At 67.6% G+C, this 18,968-nt stretch carries 20 protein-coding genes; 13 read left to right on the forward strand and 7 right to left on the reverse strand.

Features of this window, described 5'->3' with window-relative positions:
* Positions 1-2: 2 nt before the first annotated feature.
* The 13 genes from QZM35_RS00895 to QZM35_RS00955 all read left to right on the forward strand — a co-directional run bounded on the left by QZM35_RS00895 (position 3) and on the right by QZM35_RS00955 (position 12,399).
* Positions 3-941 carry a phosphate acetyltransferase gene (locus QZM35_RS00895; RefSeq protein WP_301775214.1) on the forward strand — a complete coding sequence of 313 codons (939 nt, stop codon included), beginning with the start codon at positions 3-5 and terminating at the stop codon, positions 939-941.
* Positions 942-945: 4 nt separating this feature from the next.
* On the forward strand, positions 946-2,124 hold the full coding sequence (locus QZM35_RS00900; RefSeq protein ID WP_301775215.1) for an acetate/propionate family kinase: 1,179 nt from the start codon (positions 946-948) through the stop codon (positions 2,122-2,124).
* 28 nt (positions 2,125-2,152) lie between these two features.
* Positions 2,153-2,407 carry a hypothetical protein gene (locus QZM35_RS00905; protein WP_089428318.1) on the forward strand — a complete coding sequence of 85 codons (255 nt, stop codon included), beginning with the start codon at positions 2,153-2,155 and terminating at the stop codon, positions 2,405-2,407.
* 270 nt (positions 2,408-2,677) lie between these two features.
* Positions 2,678-3,721, forward strand: a complete 1,044-nt coding sequence (locus QZM35_RS00910; RefSeq protein ID WP_301775216.1) for an alpha/beta fold hydrolase — start codon at positions 2,678-2,680, stop codon at positions 3,719-3,721.
* Entirely contained in the window at positions 3,721-4,263 is a 543-nt protein-coding gene (locus QZM35_RS00915) for a cytochrome P460 family protein (protein ID WP_301775217.1), read from the forward strand. Before QZM35_RS00910 ends, QZM35_RS00915 begins: the two co-directional genes overlap by 1 nt.
* A 301-nt stretch (positions 4,264-4,564) precedes the next feature.
* Positions 4,565-4,909, forward strand: coding sequence for a DUF4148 domain-containing protein (locus tag QZM35_RS00920; protein ID WP_301775218.1), 345 nt, complete (start codon positions 4,565-4,567; stop codon positions 4,907-4,909).
* An 84-nt stretch (positions 4,910-4,993) separates the two neighbouring features.
* A complete protein-coding gene (locus QZM35_RS00925; protein WP_089429173.1) occupies positions 4,994-5,785 on the forward strand; it encodes an alpha/beta fold hydrolase in 792 nt (263 codons plus the stop codon).
* Positions 5,786-5,861: 76 nt separating this feature from the next.
* On the forward strand, positions 5,862-7,262 hold the full coding sequence (locus QZM35_RS00930) for an amidase family protein (protein ID WP_301775219.1): 1,401 nt from the start codon (positions 5,862-5,864) through the stop codon (positions 7,260-7,262).
* A gap of 423 nt (positions 7,263-7,685) precedes the next feature.
* Entirely contained in the window at positions 7,686-8,156 is a 471-nt protein-coding gene (locus tag QZM35_RS00935; protein WP_089428313.1) for a rhodanese-like domain-containing protein, read from the forward strand.
* A gap of 28 nt (positions 8,157-8,184) precedes the next feature.
* Positions 8,185-9,123 (forward strand): serine O-acetyltransferase EpsC, encoded by a 939-nt coding sequence (gene epsC / locus QZM35_RS00940; RefSeq protein ID WP_301775220.1) that lies wholly within the window; start codon positions 8,185-8,187, stop codon positions 9,121-9,123.
* Between the two features lie 8 nt (positions 9,124-9,131).
* Complete coding sequence (locus QZM35_RS00945; RefSeq protein ID WP_011356215.1) at positions 9,132-9,353, forward strand: helix-turn-helix domain-containing protein; 222 nt, start codon at positions 9,132-9,134, stop codon at positions 9,351-9,353.
* Between the two features lie 138 nt (positions 9,354-9,491).
* Complete coding sequence (locus QZM35_RS00950; RefSeq protein ID WP_006479760.1) at positions 9,492-10,424, forward strand: family 2A encapsulin nanocompartment shell protein; 933 nt, start codon at positions 9,492-9,494, stop codon at positions 10,422-10,424.
* Positions 10,399-12,399: a family 2A encapsulin nanocompartment cargo protein cysteine desulfurase gene (locus QZM35_RS00955; protein WP_301775221.1), complete on the forward strand. Its 2,001-nt coding sequence runs from the start codon at positions 10,399-10,401 to the stop codon at positions 12,397-12,399. The genes QZM35_RS00950 and QZM35_RS00955 overlap by 26 nt, the downstream gene beginning before the upstream one ends.
* 60 nt (positions 12,400-12,459) lie before the next feature.
* On the opposite strand, the gene QZM35_RS00960 is transcribed toward QZM35_RS00955, so the two are convergent.
* The 7 genes from QZM35_RS00960 to QZM35_RS00990 all read right to left on the reverse strand — a co-directional run bounded on the left by QZM35_RS00960 (position 12,460) and on the right by QZM35_RS00990 (position 18,607).
* The gene (locus QZM35_RS00960) at positions 12,460-13,353 is read right to left on the reverse strand and encodes an acetylglutamate kinase (RefSeq protein ID WP_367620776.1); all 894 of its coding nucleotides are present in this window, start codon (positions 13,351-13,353) and stop codon (positions 12,460-12,462) included.
* Between the two features lie 48 nt (positions 13,354-13,401).
* Positions 13,402-13,923, reverse strand: coding sequence for a PTS sugar transporter subunit IIA (locus QZM35_RS00965; RefSeq protein WP_301775223.1), 522 nt, complete (start codon positions 13,921-13,923; stop codon positions 13,402-13,404).
* Positions 13,924-14,055: 132 nt separating this feature from the next.
* Positions 14,056-14,274, reverse strand: a complete 219-nt coding sequence (locus QZM35_RS00970; RefSeq protein WP_230624101.1) for a hypothetical protein — start codon at positions 14,272-14,274, stop codon at positions 14,056-14,058.
* 58 nt (positions 14,275-14,332) lie between these two features.
* Positions 14,333-14,704, reverse strand: coding sequence for a DUF6697 family protein (locus tag QZM35_RS00975; RefSeq protein ID WP_043178447.1), 372 nt, complete (start codon positions 14,702-14,704; stop codon positions 14,333-14,335).
* 532 nt (positions 14,705-15,236) lie between these two features.
* On the reverse strand, positions 15,237-16,877 hold the full coding sequence (gene groL / locus QZM35_RS00980; protein ID WP_039354347.1) for a chaperonin GroEL: 1,641 nt from the start codon (positions 16,875-16,877) through the stop codon (positions 15,237-15,239).
* A gap of 12 nt (positions 16,878-16,889) precedes the next feature.
* A complete protein-coding gene (locus tag QZM35_RS00985; RefSeq protein ID WP_011694564.1) occupies positions 16,890-17,180 on the reverse strand; it encodes a co-chaperone GroES in 291 nt (96 codons plus the stop codon).
* Between the two features lie 143 nt (positions 17,181-17,323).
* Positions 17,324-18,607 carry an alpha/beta fold hydrolase gene (locus tag QZM35_RS00990; RefSeq protein WP_301775224.1) on the reverse strand — a complete coding sequence of 428 codons (1,284 nt, stop codon included), beginning with the start codon at positions 18,605-18,607 and terminating at the stop codon, positions 17,324-17,326.
* Positions 18,608-18,968 lie beyond the last annotated feature (361 nt).

Genomic DNA, 18,968 nt, shown 5'->3' on the forward strand with positions numbered 1-18,968 from the left:
CGATGGAAAACAGACACGAGAAATATCTCCGCCTCATCGAACACTGCCGGACGCTGGCGCCGATGCCGACGGCCGTCGCGCACCCGTGCGATCGAAGCTCGCTCGAAGGGGCGCTGGAGGCGGCGCGCAAGGGGCTGATCGAACCGATCCTGGTGGGCCCGCGGGCCCGGATCGAAGCGACCGCCGCGGCGTGCGAGCTGTCGATCAGCGACTATGAGATCGTCGATGCGCCGTACAGCGAGGCGTCGGCAGCCGCGGCGGTGCGGCTCGTCCGCGACGGGCGGGCGGCCGCGCTGATGAAGGGCAGCCTGCACACCGACGAGCTCATGGCCGAAGTGGTGCGTCACGATGCCGGATTGCGCACCGGCCGGCGCATCAGCCATTGCTTCGTCATGGACGTGCCCGCGCATGCCGATCCGCTGATCGTGACCGACGCGGCGATCAATATCGCGCCGACGCTCGAGGAAAAGGTCGACATCCTGCAGAACGCGATCGATCTTGCGCATGCGCTGGCCTTTCCGCAGGTGCGCGTGGCGATCCTGTCGGCGATGGAGACGGTCAACCCGAAAGTGCCGTCGACGCTCGAAGCCGCCGCGCTGTGCAAGATGGTGGACCGGCGGCAGATTACCGGCGCGCTCGTCGACGGCCCGCTTGCGCTCGACAACGCGATCGATCCCGAGGCCGCGCGCATCAAGCAGATCGATTCGCCGGTGGCCGGGCACGCGAACGTGCTGATGGTGCCCGACCTCGAAGCAGGCAACATGCTCGCCAAGAGCCTGTCGTTCCTGGCCGGCGCGGACGCCGCAGGGATCGTGCTCGGCGCGCGCGTGCCGATCATCCTGACGAGTCGCGCCGATTCTTTGATCACCCGGCTGGCTTCATGCGCGGTCGCGATGCTCGTCGCGAATGGGCAGCGTGAAGCGGCCACGCACGCGGGGTGACGCCATGGCAGACGTGATTCTGGTGTTGAATGCCGGCTCGTCGAGCATCAAGTTTTCCGCGTTCGACGTGCAGGGCGACACGCTCGGGCTGATCGTGCACGGTCAGGTCGATGGGCTTTACACGGCCGCCGCGCACTTCAGTGCCGTCGACCATCACGGGGAACATCACGAGCAGCAATGGGCCGACGTCGAGACGTTCGGCCATCACGAAGGGCTCGAGCAGATCGCCGCGTTCCTGGAGGCTCACCAGGAAGGGCATCGTCTCGCGGCGGTGGGCCATCGCGTCGTGCATGGCGGCCAACGCTTCAGCGGCCCGGTGCGCGTCACGCCCGAGATCGTGGCCGAGCTGGACAAGCTCACGCCGCTCGCGCCGTTGCATCAACCGCACAACCTGACGCCGATTCGCATCCTCGAAACGGTGCAGCCCGGCATCGAGCAGGTGGCCTGCTTCGACACGGCATTCCACCGCACGCAGCCCGCAGTGACCCAGGCGTTCGCGCTGCCCGAGTCGATCACCAGCCGGGGCGTGCGCCGCTATGGATTCCACGGGCTCTCGTACGAGTACATCGCGAGCGTGCTGCCCGACGTCGCGCCACAGGCGGCGCGCGGGCGCACGGTCGTCGCCCACCTCGGCAACGGCGCGAGCATGTGCGCGCTCGTGGCGGGCAAGAGTGTCGCGAGCACGATGGGGTTCACCGCCGTCGACGGGCTGCCGATGGGCACGCGCTGCGGCAACCTGGACCCGGGCGTCGTGCTCTTCCTGATGGAAGAGCTCGGGATGGACGTGCGTGCCGTCGAGGATCTGATCTATCGGCGCTCCGGGTTGCTCGGCGTGTCCGGCATCTCGAGCGACATGCGCACGCTGCTCGCGAGCGACGATCCGCATGCGCGCTTCGCGATCGAGCTGTACGTCGATCGCATCGCGCGCGAACTCGGGTCGCTCGCCGCCGCCATGGAAGGCATCGACGCGATCGTCTTCACGGCGGGGATCGGCGAGCATGCGGCGGCGATTCGCGAAGGCGTGATGCGCCGTGCGGCCTGGCTCGGCGTCGAGATCGACGTCGACGCGAACCAGACCGGCGGGCCGCTGCTCACGACGGCGTCGAGCCGCGTGTCGGCGTGGGTGATCCCGACCAACGAAGAACTGATGATCGCGCACCATACGCGCCGGCTGATCCGGTGACGGCGGTCGAATCGAGAAAGGAGCCGTCATGGCCGAACTGTTGCTGGTCAATGTCGAAGAACACGCACGCGACGACGAGGTCGGCGCGTTCCTGACCCGGTATGGATTCCCGCTGTTCGATTCGATCGAGCGGGTGCCGGCCGGGATCGGTAACCCGATCGCGCTGCTCAGGTTCAGTACGCTGTCGTCGGTGGCGCTCTACACGCTGCGCGCGCGGATCGATCACCTGTCGTGGCGGGGACGGTCGATTCGTGCGCATATCCTGCCGGATCGGAAGGTGTGAGCGGATTCTCATGTCAGCGTGGTTGAAGGGGGGAATGCGGGCTGATTCCCCTGCAAACACGCCTCTCCAGCACGATTTTTGAATCGCCGTGTGTCGTGTTCACGCACAGATACGTTGGGATACAAAGCCTCTGGATGGATCGGATATAAATCCGGTGAAGCGATTCACACGGCAGCGCAGTGCCAACGCCGCCGCCGCGAACGCGGATTCCCGAGCGCCCCTGCGCGCCGTGGTCCCCCTTCCTTAGCGATCGACACTGGAGAACGAGTCATGCCTGAAACCGTGAACACCCGCCGCCGCCTGATCCTCGGTACGACGCTGGCCAGCCTGAGCCTCGCCGACCTCGGCTTCAGCGCCCTCGCGCATGCGCAGTCGGCGCCCGATGCAGCGCCCGCAAAGCGCACGGCCGGCGTCGCGTCGCTGGGCACGATTCACCAGATCGACGCGGGCGTGCTCAACGTCGGGTATGCGGACCTCGGGCCGAAGAACGGCCCGGTCGTGTTCCTGCTGCACGGCTGGCCGTACGACATCTACAGCTACTCGGAAGTCGCGCCGCTGCTCGTCGCGGCCGGCTATCGCGTGATCGTGCCGTACCTGCGCGGCTACGGGTCGACGACGTTCCGTTCGGCCGACACGGTGCGCAACGGCCAGCAGGCCGTGACGGCCGTCGACATCGTCGCGTTGATGGATGCGCTGAAGATCGACCGCGCGGTGTTCGGCGGCTACGACTGGGGCGCACGCACGGCCGACGTGATCGCGGCGCTGTGGCCGCAGCGCGTGAAGGCGCTGGTGTCGGTGAGCGGCTACCTGATCGGCAGCCAGGCGGCGAACGCCGCGCCGCTGCCGCCGCAGGCCGAGCTCCAGTGGTGGTATCAGTTCTATTTCACGACCGAGCGCGGCGAACTCGGCTACACGCAGAACCGCGATGCGTTCAACAAGCTGATCTGGCAGCTCGCGTCGCCGAAATGGCAGTTCTCCGACGAAACCTTTGCGCGCACGGCCGCATCGTTCCAGAACCCCGATCACGTCGCCGTCGTGATTCACAACTATCGCTGGCGCCTCGGGCTCGCGAAGGGCGAAGCGCAGTACGACGACATCGAGCGCCGCCTCGCGGCCGGGCCGGCGATCACCGTGCCGACGATCACGATGGAAGGCGACGCGAACGGCGCGCCGCATCCGGCGCCGGCCGCCTACGCGAAGAAGTTCACCGGCAAGTACCAGCACCGCACGATCACCGGCGGCATCGGCCACAACCTGCCGCAGGAAGCACCGCAGGCGTTCGCCGATGCGATCCTGCAAGTGGAGCATCTGTGATGCGGGCGCGCGTGGGTGTGATGCGCCGCATCATGCGACGCGCGGTCGTCGCGGGCGTGCTGCTGGCCGGCGCGTGGTCGGCCAGCGGTCCGGCCGCATTCGCGGAGCAGCCGAAGCCGGCTGCCGCCGCTTCGCCGATCTATGGCGTGACGATCCCGCCTGGCTACCGGAAGTGGGAAATGGTCGCGCCGGCCGAGGAAGCCGCGCCACTCGACGAACTCCGTGTGGTGCTCGGCAACCCCGTCGCGATCCGCGCACTCGAACAGGCGACGCTGCCGTTCCCGGACGGCACGATCCTCGTGAAGCTTGCTTACAAGCGCAAGCAGTCCGACGAGCTCCCGAGTGCCACGGTGCCGGGCCAGGCGACGACCGTGCAGGTGATGGTGAAGGACTCGCGCCGCTATGCATCGACGGGCGGCTGGGGCTTCGGGCGCTTCATCAACGGCGTGCCGGCCGATATCGGCCAGCATCAGACGTGCTTTGCGTGCCACCAGGCGCGTGTGAAGAACCACGACTACGTGTTCACGCGGCTTGTGCCGTGACGTGCGTGGTTTGATGGGTTCGACCGAAGGCGTGCCGTGTATGGCACGCCTTTTTTCATGGTGAGTGGGCTTGGGGGATCGCGTCAGCAGACGGGCCAGTGAACGATGCGGCAGCCCGGTTTGTATCGCACTGTATCTGCGGCCATTCCTGAAAAACTGGCATGCAGAAAGCCCCGGTTTTGGAAACATCGCAGATACGTGCGCGGGTTCTACTGTCGACATGCAGGAAACGTTCGATACCAGACGATCTGGATCGGATGCCGAATGATCGACTGACCTACCTCTCTCAAGGAGAACCCTCATGAAAGCCGCTCGAATCCTCGCCGTTGCCGTCCTCGCTGCCATCCCCGCCCTGTCGTTCGCCGATACCGGCCACGGCCTCACGCGCGCCGACGTGCGCGCCGATCTCGTCCGCCTGGAGAAGGCCGGCTACCGCCCGGCCAGCAGCGAAGCGAACTACCCGAACGATATCGCGGCCGCGGAGAACGCCGTCGCCGCGGAGCAGGTCGCGCGTTCCGACCAGAACGGCCCGTCGAAGTCGCAAGGCGACAATGTGGCCGATGCATCGGCGCCGGCCGGCCATCACGATGCCGCTCAATCGCGTTCCGCGCGGAATGCCGCCGACGACCTGTACGCCCATTCGTGATTGGCTGCCGCGCTTGCCTCAGGCGGGCGCGGCCACCACTGCAGCACTACATGTGAAAAACACAACAGAGCAAGGAGCATGACGATGGCCGGTTTGATGAAACGCGTTCTGGTATCCGCCGCGGTGATCGGCGGACTGTTCGGTGCGGTGGCGGCACAGGCCGCGCCGAAAGAAGATCTGAAGGGCACGAACGTCGTGCTCGTGCACGGCGCGTTCGCCGACGGGTCGAGCTGGAATCGCGTGATTCCGCTGCTCGAGGCGCGTGGCCTGCACGTGGTGTCGGTGCAGAATCCGCTGAGCTCGCTCGCCGACGATGCGGCCGCGACGAAGCGTACCGTCGACGCGCAGAAGGGGCCGGTCGTACTGGTCGGCCATTCGTGGGCCGGCGTCGTGATCAGCGAGGCGGGCAACGACGACAAGGTGAAGTCGCTCGTGTACGTCGCCGCGTTCGCGCCCGACAACGGCCAGTCGATCGCCGACGTCACGCAGGGGCTGCCGGCGCCCGCGTGGGCCGGTGAGCTGCGCAAGGACGCGGGCGGTTTCGCGACGCTGTCGGACAAGGCGATCGCGCAGGATTTCGCCCCCGACCTGCCGCCCGCGCAGCAGCGCATCGTTGCGGCGACGCAGGGGCCGTGGTACGGCGGTTGTATCTCGGAGAAGGTCACGCAGGCCGCGTGGCATGCGAAGCCGTCGACGTTCGTCGTCGCGACGCAGGACAAGATGATCGACCCGACGCTGCAGGAAGCGATGGCGAAGCGGATCGGCGCGACGGTCACGCGCGTGAACGGCAGCCATGTGTCGATGCTGAGCCAGCCGAAGGCCGTGGCCGACGCGATCATCGCAGCGGCCGAGCGCGCGAAGCAGGATGCGCAGTGAGTGCACGCGGCGCCGCGCTTTCGCAGGAAAGTGCGGCGCCATGAGTGCGTGTGATGTCCTTCCACAAGGAGAAGTCATGACGGAACTCTGGCAACTGCCCGCAACCGAACTCGCGAAGCGCGTGCGGCATCGTGACGTGTCCGCGCGAGAAGTGGCGGATGCGGTGCTCGACCGTCTCGAGGCGGTGAATCCGGCGATCAACGCGGTGATCGAACACCGGCCCGACGATGTCCGGCGGCAAGCCGACGAAGTCGATCGCGCGATCGCGCGCGGCGACGATCCGGGGCCGCTCGCGGGCGTGCCCGTGACCGTGAAGATCAACGTCGACCAGGCGGAATTCGCGACGACCAACGGCACGCGCCTGCAGGAGAACCTGATCGCGCACGCCGACAGCCCGGTGGTCGGCAACATCCGAAAGGCCGGCGGGATCCTGCTCGGCCGCACCAATTCGCCGACGTTCGCGTTGCGCTGGTTCACGTCGAATCTCGTGCATGGCCACACGCGCAATCCGCGCAACCCGTCGCTGACGCCGGGCGGATCGAGTGGCGGTGCGGCGGCAGCCGTGGCCGCCGGGATCGGTCCGCTTGCCGTCGGCACTGACATCGGCGGCTCGGTGCGTTACCCGGCCTACGCCTGTGGCGTGCATGGCATTCGTCCGTCGCTCGGTCGCGTGCCCGCGTTCAACGCGTCGTCGCCCGAGCGTGCGATCGGCGCGCAGCTGATGTCGACGGCGGGGCCGATTGCACGCACGATCGACGATCTCTCGCTCGCGTTGCGTGCGTTCGCCGCACCGGACCCGCGCGATCCGTGGCACGTGGCGGTGCCGTTCGACGGGCGCGAGGTGCCGAAGCGCGCGGCACTGTGCGTGCGGCCGGGTGGCTTGCAGGTCGTGCCCGAGGTCGAGGCCGCATTGCGCGATGCCGCACGGCGGTTGATCGATGCCGGCTGGACCGTCGACGAGATCGACGACACACCGCCGATGCGCGAGGCGGCACTGTTGCAGGAGCAGCTCTGGCTCGGCGACGGATTCGACGCTTTGACGAACGCGGTCGTGAAAGACGGCGATCCGGGGGCGGCTGCCGTGGTCGAGGCCGTGCGCGGCAAGGTGCGCGACCTGCCGGCCGACGTGATCAGCCGCGCGCTCGTCCGGCGCACGACGTTGACGCGGCAGTGGCGGCTGTTTCTCGACGAGTATGCGGTGCTGCTGCTGCCGGTGTCGTCGGAACTGCCGTTCCCGGACGATCTCGACCGCCAGGGGCAGGATGGGTTCGATCGCGTGTGGGAGGCGCAGTTCACGTTGCGCGCGTTGCCGGCGATGGGGCTGCCGGGGTTGGCCGTGACCACGGCGCTCGTGAATGGCGTGCCGGTCGGCGTGCAGGTGGTTGCCGCGCATCATCGCGAGGATCTGTGCCTGCTCGCGGGGCGCGATATCGAAGCGCGCGGCGTGCCGGTCGCGCCGGTTGACCCCGTGGTGTGACGCGTTGAAGCGCGAGTGCATCGGCGATGCCGCGTCCGGCGTCGTGTCGATGCATTCCGCCAGCCAACAGGATGTCACCCGTTGTCCCTGCATGCGCGCCCGTGCATGCAGGCCATTTCGGATTCCATTGCAACGCGCCGCACGCCGCGTTGATCGTCTGCCGCGAACCCTTTCAAATTCCTTCGATGCGTGACATCGAACGGTCACCATGCTTCCCGTCCTGCTCGCCGATGAACCCGCCCTGATAGCGCGCGTCTGCTATTGCATTCCTCGCGGCGCTGATTAGGAAATGAATTTTTATTGGTTCTGCTTGCTCTTCCTCGCTCGCATAGTGGCGCTGACGGCTATAGACAGCACGCAAGCTGCAACGGCCGCATTCCCGGTGTCTTTGATCATACGAATCAACGAAAACAAGGAAGTGTCATGACGGTTGCATTGGAAGAACGAACCGCTGCGCAACAGGCGCTCGAAGACGCGCGCGCGGCGGCTACGGCGGCCGGCACGCCCTATGCGGGCGGCGTCGCGCCGGAAGCGGCATGGGCGCTGTTCACCGCCGGCGATGCGCTGCTGGTGGACGTACGCACCGCCGAGGAACGGAAATTCGTCGGCCACGTGCCGGAATCGCTGCATGTGCCGTGGGCAACGGGCACGAGCCTGACGCGCAACCCGCGCTTCGTGCGCGAACTGGAAGCGAAGACCGGCAAGACGGCCGTCGTGTTGCTGTTGTGCCGCAGCGGCAACCGCTCGGCGCAGGCGGCCGAGGCCGCGACGAAGGGGGGCTTTACGCAGGTATTCAACGTGCTCGAAGGGTTCGAGGGCGACCTCGACGAGCGGCAGCATCGCGGCGGCAGCAATGGCTGGCGTTTTCGCGGCCTGCCGTGGGCGCAGGACTGATTCACGGCCGTTACGGGGAGAAAGCAGCATGGCCGCATTCGACATCGACGACATCGTTCAATCGCTGCAAAGCGTGCGCCGTGCATGGCGCGAGAAGCAGCGGCGCTCGCTGGAACCGGGCGGGCGCGACCTGCCGGCGCGCGAGGCGCTCGCGCAGATCATCGGCGCGCTGAAAGGCGTGCTGTTTCCGATGCGGCTCGGGCCGCCCGACCTGCGCCAGGAGAGCGAGAACTTCCACGTCGCCCATGCGCTCGACGCCTCGCTGAATGCGCTGCTCGCGCAGGTGAAGCTGGAATTGCGCTACGCGGCACGGCAGCGCAATGCCGACGAACCGGTCGATAACGTCGATGACGTGGCGTCGACCGCCGTGCAGGCATTCGCCGCGCGCTTGCCCGAGATTCGCCGGCTGCTCGACAGCGACGTGCTGGCCGCGTTCCATGGCGATCCGGCGGCCGGCAGCGTCGACGAGGTGCTGCTGTGCTACCCGGGCATCCTCGCGATAATCCATCACCGGCTCGCGCATGAGCTGTACGGGCTCGGCCTGCCGCTGCTCGCGCGGATCATCGCCGAGCAGGCGCATGCGGAAACGGGTATCGACATTCATCCGGGCGCGCGCATCGGCGCGGGCTTCTTCATCGACCACGGCACGGGTGTCGTGATCGGCGAGACGGCGATCATCGGCGAGCGCGTGCGCGTGTACCAGGCCGTCACGCTCGGCGCGAAGCGCTTTCCGCGCGATGCGGACGGCCATCTGGAGAAGGGGCACGCCCGCCATCCGATCGTCGAGGACAACGTGGTGATCTATGCGGGCGCAACGATCCTCGGCCGCGTGACGATCGGACGCGGCGCGGTGATCGGCGGCAACGTATGGCTCACGCAGGACGTGCCGGCCGGCGCGAACATCACGCAGGCCGTGCTGCGCAGCGAAGCGAACGCCGCGCCGCGCGCGGCGGCGCGCGTCGCCTAGGAGGCGCGATGAGTGACCTCATCCATCACTTCGGCGCCAACGTGCGCAAGCTGCGCGAAGCGCGCACGTGGTCGCAGGAGCAGCTGGCCGAGCATGCGGGGCTGAACCGCTCGTATGTCGGCGAGATCGAGCGCGGCGAGGCGATCGCGTCGATCGTCACGGCCGACAAGATCGCGCGCGCGTTCGACGTGTCGATCTCGACACTGCTGCCGGGTGCGTACGTCACCTGAGGCTGCCTCGTTTCATTTCCCTTTCGGTTGCACGCGACCTGACGGCTATAGCATGTTGAGCCGGCAGGTGCGTGCTTCCGATAATCACCGAGCGTCATAAGCAATCCCGTTTTTCATCTAAAGAACCCGGAGCCACACATGTCGACCGTTGCAAGCGGCACGGCCGCGCTGAGCGATCACGCCGCCCGCCAACTAGCGAACGCTACCAAGACCGTCCCCCAGCTTTCCACGATCACGCCGCGCTGGCTGACCCATCTGCTGCAATGGGTGCCGGTCGAGGCCGGCATCTATCGGCTGAACCAGGTGAAGAACCCGGAAGCCGTGCGCGCCGCGTGCACGCAGCTCGAGGACGAAAGCGTGCTGCCGCAGACCTTCGTGCCGTACGAGGAACAGCCGCGCGAGTATTTCCTGAACGCGGTGAGCACGGTGCTCGACGTGCATACGCGGATCTCCGATCTTTACAGCAGTCCTCACGACCAGATCAAGGAACAGCTGCGCCTGACGATCGAGACGATCAAGGAGCTGCAGGAAAGCCAGCTGATCAACAACCCCGACTACGGGCTGCTCGCCAACGTGACCGACGAGCAGCGGATCTTCCCGCTGACGGGCGCGCCGACGCCGGACGATCTCGACGAGCTGCTGACCAAGGTGTGGAAGGAGCCCGCGTTCTTCCTCACGCACCCGCTCGCGATCGCCGCGTTCGGCCGCGAATGCACGCGGCGCGGTGTGCCGCCGCCGACGGTCAGCCTGTTCGGTTCGCAGTTCCTCACGTGGCGCGGCATCCCGCTGATCCCGTCGGACAAGGTGCCGGTCGCGGACGGCAAGACCAAGATCCTGCTGCTGCGCGTCGGCGACAAGCGCCAGGGGGTGGTCGGCCTCTATCAGCCGGGCGTCGCGGGCGAGCAGGGCCCGGGCCTGTCGGTGCGCTTCATGGGGATCAACAACCAGGCGATCGCGTCGTACCTGATCTCGCTGTATTGCTCGCTCGCGGTCCATTCGCCGGATGCGCTGGCTGTCCTCGATGACGTCGAAATCGCCAAGTTCCATGACTATCCCGACACCTACCGTTAATCCCGGCCTGGCCGGCGGCGACGCGCACGCGCTGCCGCACGCGCCGCTGCCGGCCGGCTTGCCCGACCCGGCGACGCTTGCGCGGCTCGCGTCCGAGTTCTTCGCGACGCCGCCCGGGCAGGCCACCGCGCCCGGGCTGTCGGCGGGCAGCGGTGCGGTGGGCGGCGTGCCGTCCGCGTTGCCGGCCGCCGCGCCGATCCTTGCGTCGGTGAGCAACCCGGTACCCGGCGGTTCGCCGCTCGCGGGCCCGGGCGGTGCGGGCACCGGCGTGCCCGGTCTCGCGCTCCCGCAAGGGAAAGTGCCCGGTGCGAACCTTGCGCCGTCCGCGCCGACGCACGTGCTGTCGCTCGGCAACCGCGCCCCCGCGCTCGCGCCGCATGCGGCCGCGCAGAACGGGCTGCCCGACAACGTCGTGTCGATCGCGCCCGCGCTCGAACCGCGCGTCGGCGGCGCGGCGCTCGGCGTGCCGCAAGTGAACGCGCCGGTATCGGAAGGCGCGGCGAAGGCCTCGCCGTACTACTTCACCGACGGCTCGCTGCAGGGCTGGCAGGCGACGCCGCAGGACATCGTCGTGCCGTCGAACGGCCTTGCTTCGCCGGAAGCGTTCGGGCTGCCGGGCGACGACGCGCTGCGCGAACTGCTCGCCGTGCATCGCGACGGGCCGGTGTCGCGTGCGTCGGGCGCCGACGTGCCGCGCTACTTCATCGACGACACGCACGCGGCGGAGCCGCAAGGCCAGCTGTATCGCGGCGCGCATCCCCCGTTCGACGTGAATGCGATCCGCCGCGATTTCCCGATCCTGCAGGAGCGCGTGAACGGCAAGCAGCTCGTGTGGTTCGACAATGCAGCGACGACCCACAAGCCGCAGGCCGTGATCGATCGTCTCGCGTACTTCTATGCGCACGAGAACTCGAACATCCACCGCGCGGCACATGCGTTGGCCGGCCGTGCGACGGACGCGTACGAGCATGCGCGGGAAACGGTGCAGCGCTTCATCGGCGCATCGTCGCCCGATGAAATCGTGTTCGTGCGCGGCACGACCGAGGCGATCAACCTGATCGCGAAGACGTGGGGCGTGCAGAACGTCGGCGAAGGCGACGAGATCATCGTGTCGCATCTCGAGCACCACGCGAACATCGTGCCGTGGCAGCAGCTCGCTGCGCTCAAGGGTGCGAAGCTGCGCGTGATTCCGGTCGACGATTCGGGGCAGGTGCTGCTCGACGAATACCGGAAGCTGCTCAACGACCGCACGAAGATCGTGTCCGTCACGCAGGTGTCGAACGCGCTCGGCACGGTCGTGCCGGTGAAGGAGATCGTCGAGCTCGCGCATCGTGCGGGCGCGAAGGCGCTCGTCGACGGCGCGCAGTCGATCTCGCACATGCGGGTGGACGTGCAGGCGCTCGATGCGGATTTCTTCGTGTTCTCCGGGCACAAGATCTACGGGCCGACCGGGATCGGCGTCGTGTACGGCAAGCGCGCGATCCTCGACGACATGCCGCCGTGGCAGGGTGGCGGCAACATGATCGCGGACGTGACGTTCGAGCGCACGGTGTTCCAGCCGCCGCCGAACCGGTTCGAGGCCGGCACGGGCAACATTGCGGATGCGGTGGGGCTGGGCGCTGCGCTCGACTACGTGAACCGGGTCGGCATCGAGAACATCGCGCGCTACGAGCACGACCTGCTTGCGTATGCAACGAGCGTGCTCGCGCCGGTGCCGGGCGTGCGGCTCGTCGGCACGGCCCGCGACAAGGCGAGCGTGCTGTCGTTCGTGCTGAAGGGCTATGAGACCGAGGAAGTCGGGCAGGCGCTGAACGAAGAGGGCATCGCGGTGCGCTCGGGGCATCACTGCGCGCAGCCGATCCTGCGGCGCTTCGGGCTCGAGGCGACGGTGCGGCCGTCGCTCGCGTTCTACAACACGTGCGACGAAGTCGATGCGCTGGTGAGCGTCGTGCGGCGGCTTGCCGCGCGGCGCTGACGCCATTCGCTTGCGGCGGCCCGGGTGGGTCGCCGCAAGCGTTTTATCGCTACCAGAAAGTCAGAACCGCACGACCTGCTTCTGCTCGACGCTGAAGCCGTCGCGCAGCACGCTCGCCGAATCCGCGAAATAGCGGCGGGTTTCCGACAGCAGGTCGGTGTTGCCGCGACGGCAGAACACGACCCCCGATCCCTCTTCCGTCAGCAGTTCGTCGATCAGCGATTCGGGTTGCCCGATGTCGGCGAGATGGACGTTCTGCACGCCGTGCGCAAGCGCATCGAGCGCGTCCCGCACGCAAGGCGCCGCCGCGGCGGCCGGGTGCTCGGCGAGCCAGTGCTCGAGTTCCGTGATGCCGTACAGCCCCGCGAGTTCGCCAAGTTCGCGCAGCAGCGTGCCGTCGACCATCATCACCAGCGTGACGGCGCCCGTGCGCTGCGCGAAGAGGCTGCCGAGCCGCTCCGCGCGCAGCAGGTGATCGTGGCCTGCGTCGTCCGGGGCGACCGGCATCACGACGGGCACCAGTCCGTTCTCGAGAAACGCGTTCAGCGCGGTGCCGTCGAACCGTGCGACCGCGCTTGTGCCCACGCGGTCGGAATCCGCGCTCGCCACCAGCAGGCCGCCGTCGTGACCGTCGATTCCGATTGCCTTGGCGCCGTGACTGCCGATCAGGCGCACCAGTTCATGATTGACGCCGGCCATCGCCGCGTGAACGGTGTGGATCGATTGCGTACCGGAGGCGGCCGGCACGCCCTGGACGACGATCGGGCGAACGCCGGTGAGCGCGAGCAGCGCGACATCCTGCGCGAATGCTTGGCGGGCGCGCGCATCGCTCGCGGCGCCGCCATCGACGATGACGACGGTCTGCCCGTGCAGGGCCTGCATGAACGGTAGCGAACGCGCCAGGCCGGCTACGCGGCGGGACGTCGGGGTGGGACTTTCAGGGTCTGGGAACATGGGAATTCGAATGGATGAAGGGAATGCCTGCCGCCGCAGGGCGCGGCATCAGGGCGTGCGTTGCATCAGCTGGTGAATCTCGTCCGGCGTCAGCGCATCGCGCGATGCCTGCCGGAACGGGCGTTCGCTGAAACACCGCGCCGCGTCGGCCAGCAGTTCGAGGTGCGCGCGGTTGTCTTCCTGCGGCAGGACCAGCACGATGAATTCGCGCACGGGCTTGCGGTCCGGTGCGTTGAAGCTGAACGGATACTGCGCGCGAACGAACAGCGCGACGGCCGAGCGGAGACCGGCGACACGCGCATGCGGAATCGCGACGCCCTGGCCGAGGCCGGTCGAGCCGAGTTGCTCGCGCTTCGTCAGTTCGGTCCTGATCCGTTCCGCGGATACGCCGCTGCTGCGCTCGACATAGCGCGCGACGAGGTCGAACAACTGGATCGCGCTTTCGACCGGTACGTCGAGCAGGATGTGGTCCGGCGGGCAGGCGTCGGCCAGCCGGGTCGCGAACGGTGTGCCGCCGCGTCGGTAGGGAAGGTCGGGTTGGCCGCCGGCGGCGGCCTGCTGCGTTTGCATGCGGATCTCTCCGTGTCGGGATGACAGGGAAATCCTAGACAAAGCCGCGTAAAGACGGTGTTAGATACGAGCGGGCCCGGCATTAAAATTGTGTATCGATTGCCGGTGGAACCGGGCCCGAAGCGTAGCGCTTCAGGTACCCGACAGCACGAACGGCAGCGTTGTCAGCAGAAACACCGAAATGCCGACCACCGGCGCGCCGAACGCGATCGCCGCGAACGCCACCGCGGCGCTGGTCAGCACGAGCGTTCTCGACACCCGTCGGTGCCGGTCGTGTGCAGCCGCCCTGTCATCGCGGATTGCATCGGTCCGCGTACCGATCACGTGTTTCCAGAACGTCAGGCCAAGCATGATGGCTCCTGTATGAAAGATGGCCGGAATGGGGCGCGCGACGCGCCCGGCATGCCTGTCAACAACGCTTGAGCTTGAGCACGCGCGAGATCTGCCCGGACGTGAAGCTGCTGTTGCGTACGTAAGGCGCGCAGTCGAGCGGTGCGGTGAGCGATTCGCTGACGACGTACTGGCCGACGAAGCGGTACGCATCGGTGGCCATGCGGATGAACACCGGAATCGCATCGCGTTGCGCGGCGAGCGTCCTGCCGGCCGCCCGCGCGGACGCGCTGCCGTCGCAGAGGATCACGTCGGGCGCGTGCGGGTTGAGGTCCGTGCGCAGGCAGGCGGCCACGACCTTGCCGTTCTTCGTCGGCAGGAATGCCTGTTTGCTGCCGCCGCAGGCGGTGTGGATGAATTCGCGGGTGTACTGCTTGTCGATCTCGAACATGATCGGGCTCCGGTATCGGAAACTTCCGTTGGTTAAATCAGGTATGCAAAGCAACGCGATCGGATCGACATTTCTGACTCAGGCATGCCAATCGATCGTTGCCGGGGCGGCGGATCGATGGCGCATCGTGAGGCGGGAATTTCCGCGCGAACACGCTCGCATCGCGCGATGCGCGGCTGGCGCATCGACGTCGTGTTCAAGCGTGCAAGGTAAGGACTACGGCGCGCACCGTCCGCCTGCCGGCAGGACGGTGGCTCGGGAACAGAGAGACGCAGGCGTCCTGCCGGTCAGGCAGAAAAGCAACTCGGAGGGCGAGGACTTCGGATGCGCATGGGCGTACTCGGTAATAGATGGATTGCGAACACATTCTAGTGAACGCATACGCGGGCGCAAGTAAAAAGGTCGTAAAGGTTGTGTAGTCCGTGCGGTCCGGCGCACCAAGCAAAAAACGCGTGACGACTATCGTCGCCACGCGTTTCCGGTTGCTTCAGGACGGCGCGCATGCCGGCGAACCGGCATACGCGTCGGGTCATCAGAAATCAAACCCCGGCCCGCCCGCACCCGGGCCGCCCGGCGCCGCCGCCGGTGCCGCGTCCTTCGGCGCCTCGAACACGGTCGCATCGGTCGTCAGCAGCAGCCCCGCGACCGACGCCGCGTTCTGCAGCGCCGTGCGCGTGACCTTGGTCGGATCGAGCACGCCCGATTCGACGAGGTCGCCGTATTCACCGGTCTGTGCGTTGTACCCGAAGTTGCCCGAGCCTTCGGCCACCTTCGCGACGACGACGCTCGCTTCCTCGCCCGCGTTCGTGACGATCTGGCGCAGCGGTTCCTCGAGCGCGCGCAGCACGATCTTGATGCCCGCGTTCTGGTCGGCGTTCACGCCCTGCAGTTCGCGGATCGCCTGCCGCACGCGGATCAGCGCGACGCCGCCGCCCGGCACGATGCCTTCCTCGACGGCCGCGCGCGTCGCGTGCAGCGCGTCGTCGACGCGGTCCTTCTTCTCCTTCACTTCGATCTCGGTGGCCCCGCCGACCTTGATCACCGCCACGCCGCCCGCGAGCTTCGCGACACGTTCCTGCAGTTTTTCACGGTCGTAGTCCGACGTGGCTTCGTCGATCTGCACGCGGATCTGCTTCACGCGCGCCTCGATGTTCTTCGCATCGCCCGCGCCGTCGATCACGGTCGTGTTTTCCTTGCCGACCTCGATGCGCTTCGCCTGGCCGAGCTCGGCGAGCGTCGCCTTCTCGAGCGTGAGGCCCGTTTCCTCGGCGATCACCTGCCCGCCGGTGAGGATCGCGATGTCCTCGAGCAGCGCCTTGCGGCGGTCGCCGAAGCCCGGCGCCTTCACGGCGACCGTCTTCAGGATGCCGCGGATGTTGTTCACGACCAGCGTCGCGAGCGCTTCGCCTTCGACATCTTCCGCGATGATCAGCAGCGGCCGGCCCGACTTCGCGACCTGTTCGAGCACCGGCAGCAGGTCGCGGATGTTCGAGATCTTCTTGTCGTGCAGCAGGATGTACGGGCTTTCGATCTCGGCGATCTGCTTGTCCGGATTGTTGATGAAGTACGGCGACAGGTAGCCGCGATCGAACTGCAGCCCTTCGACCACGTCGAGCTCGTCCGCGAGCGACTTGCCGTCCTCGACGGTGATCACGCCTTCCTTGCCGACGCGGTCGATCGCTTCCGCGATGCGCTGGCCGATCGATTCCTCGCCGTTCGCGGAGATCGTCGCGACCTGCGCGATCTCCTTGCTCGTGGTGGTCGGGCGGCTGATCTTCTTCAGCTCGTCGACGGCCGCCGCGACGGCCTTGTCGATGCCGCGCTTCAGGTCGAGCGGGTTGAGCCCGGCCGCGACGTATTTCTGGCCTTCACGCACGATCGCCTGCGCGAGCACGGTGGCCGTGGTGGTGCCGTCGCCGGCGGCGTCGCTGGTGCGCGACGCGACTTCCTTCACGAGCTGCGCGCCGATGTTCTGCAGCTTGTCCGCGAGTTCGATTTCCTTCGCGACCGACACGCCGTCCTTCGTGACGACCGGCGCGCCGAAGCTGCGTTCGAGCACGACGTTGCGGCCCTTCGGCCCGAGCGTGACCTTTACCGCGTTCGCGAGAATGTTCACGCCTTCCGTCAGCTTCGCCCGTGCGACGTCGCTGAAAATGATTTCCTTCGCTGCCATGATTGCGCTCCGTTATTGATTGACGACCGCGACGATGTCTTCTTCGCGCAGCACGAGAAACTCGTTGCCGTCCACCTTGACGGCCTGGCCCGCGTACTTGCCGAACAGCACGCGCTCGCCGACCTGCAGGTCGGGCACGATGCGCTGGCCGTCCGTATCCTTGCGGCCGGGGCCGACGGCGATCACTTCACCCTGGTCGGGCTTTTCCGCCGCGCTGTCGGGGATCACGATGCCCGATGCGGTGGTGGTTTCCTGGTCGAGTCGCTTCACGATCACGCGGTCGTGCAAGGGGCGTAGGCTCATTGGTTCGTCCTGTGCTGATCTGTTGAATTGGGCTGGCACTCTTTAACAGAGAGTGCTGACGAGTATAAAAATGCGCGGCGGTGCAATCCAATAACGGATTCCGAAATGCATTCGCGCCGTCGTGCAAAAGCGCGTTGCCTCCGCTATTGCGAAACGGCTGGCTGGGCGGCGGGCGTGCAGACCGGGCGGATCGTCTCGCCGGCGAGCACGCGCTTCGCGAACGGAATCGAATCCGCCAGCGACGCGTTCACGGTGCCGTTGTGTTCGCGGCCCGCATACAGGTGCGCCTCGACCGTCGTGCCGGCCGCGCACGCATCCTTTGCAAGCGCGAGTTCGAGCGGTGCGAGCCCGTCGTCCGCGCCCGCGCCGATGAAGACGGGCGTGGCGATCTTCAGCGTCGGGTACGTCAGGTATTCGTCCCACCATGCCTTCAGCCGCGCATCGCCGCCGGGCTTGACCGTGTTCGCGTGCGTGAGGTGCGCGAGCGCCGCGTCGTCCTCGAGCGATGCAAGGCAACTGATGCGCGACTGTTCGAGGATCGGCAATGCCTGGTCGGTCAGCACCTCGTCCGCGCGCAGCGACGGGTCGATCTGCTGCGCGGAGAGCACCGAATAGAACTGGTACGCGAGCGTCGGATCGACGCGCTCGGGATCGCGCCGGTACGCGCTCTCGAACTTCGGTAGCGACGCGAGCGTGGCGGGCGACGCGTTGTAGATCGTGCCGGTGGCCACGGTCGCACGGATCGCGAGTTCGGGCGCATAGGCCGGTGCGTAGCCAGCCGCCGCGAACACGGCCGAGCCGCCTTGCGACTGGCCGACGAGCACGACCTCGTTCGCGAGGCCCGGCACGCCGCCGAGCACCGCGCGCACGCTGTCGAGCAGCGTGTAGCTGTTCGAGCGGTTGTTGAGCTGCGGATTCGGGCCGGGCGTGCCGAGCCCCTGGTAGTCGGTCGCGACGACCGCGAACCCTTGCTGAAGCCACGCGTTCAGGTAGCGCACGTCGCGATACGAGCGGCCGAACCACGACGGCGCGCAGATGTCGGCCATCCCGAACGTGCCGTGCGCCCACGCGACGATCGGCCAGCCGCCGGCCGGCGGCGTGCCGCGCGGCACGAACAGCGCGCCCGACACGGCGATCGGCGTGTGGCCGCCGACGCCGTCGGTCGATGCATACAGGATGCGCAACTGGCGGCCGGCGTTCGCGAGCCCGAGCGTCGCCGGCAGCGGCTCGGTGCGCAACAGCACGCCGGGCGTCGCCGGAATGTCGCGGTCCCAGGTGTAGAACGCGGACACGCGGCCGTCGCCCTGCAACGGATCGGGCGCAGGCACGCGGCCGGGGGAAGCTGCATGCGAGAGGAGAGACGAGACGGCGAGCGCCGAAGCCAGCAGCGTGCGCGCGGCGTAGCCGCGCAGGGGGAGGAGCGTCATGGTCGGATGGGTGTCGGTGAAGTCGGATCGGGCGCGCCGGACAGCGCGCGGCGCGGGCCGACCACGACGCAAGTTTCGAACCAGCGCAGCCGTTCGGCGCGTGGCGCGAGACACGACGGGCCGCTGCGCCGTACGGCAAGCCGCGCACGCTCTCGGCGGCTGCGTGTCGCGCAGCAATCCGGGCCGGCAGGTTGTTGCTCCCGCAACAGAGGCGCACGCGTGGATCGCACGGCGCGCGTCGTGCCAAGCGCACACGCACCGCGCCACGGGCCTTCGACGCATGCCTGCCCGGCTGGCACGATTGCTGCTGATCCGGTGGCCGTGCGTCGCGGTGTCACGACATCGCGATGTGAGCCCATCC

Origin of the sequence: Burkholderia sp. AU45274 (assembly GCF_030482505.1) — a bacterium.
Classification (GTDB): Bacteria; Pseudomonadota; Gammaproteobacteria; order Burkholderiales; family Burkholderiaceae; genus Burkholderia.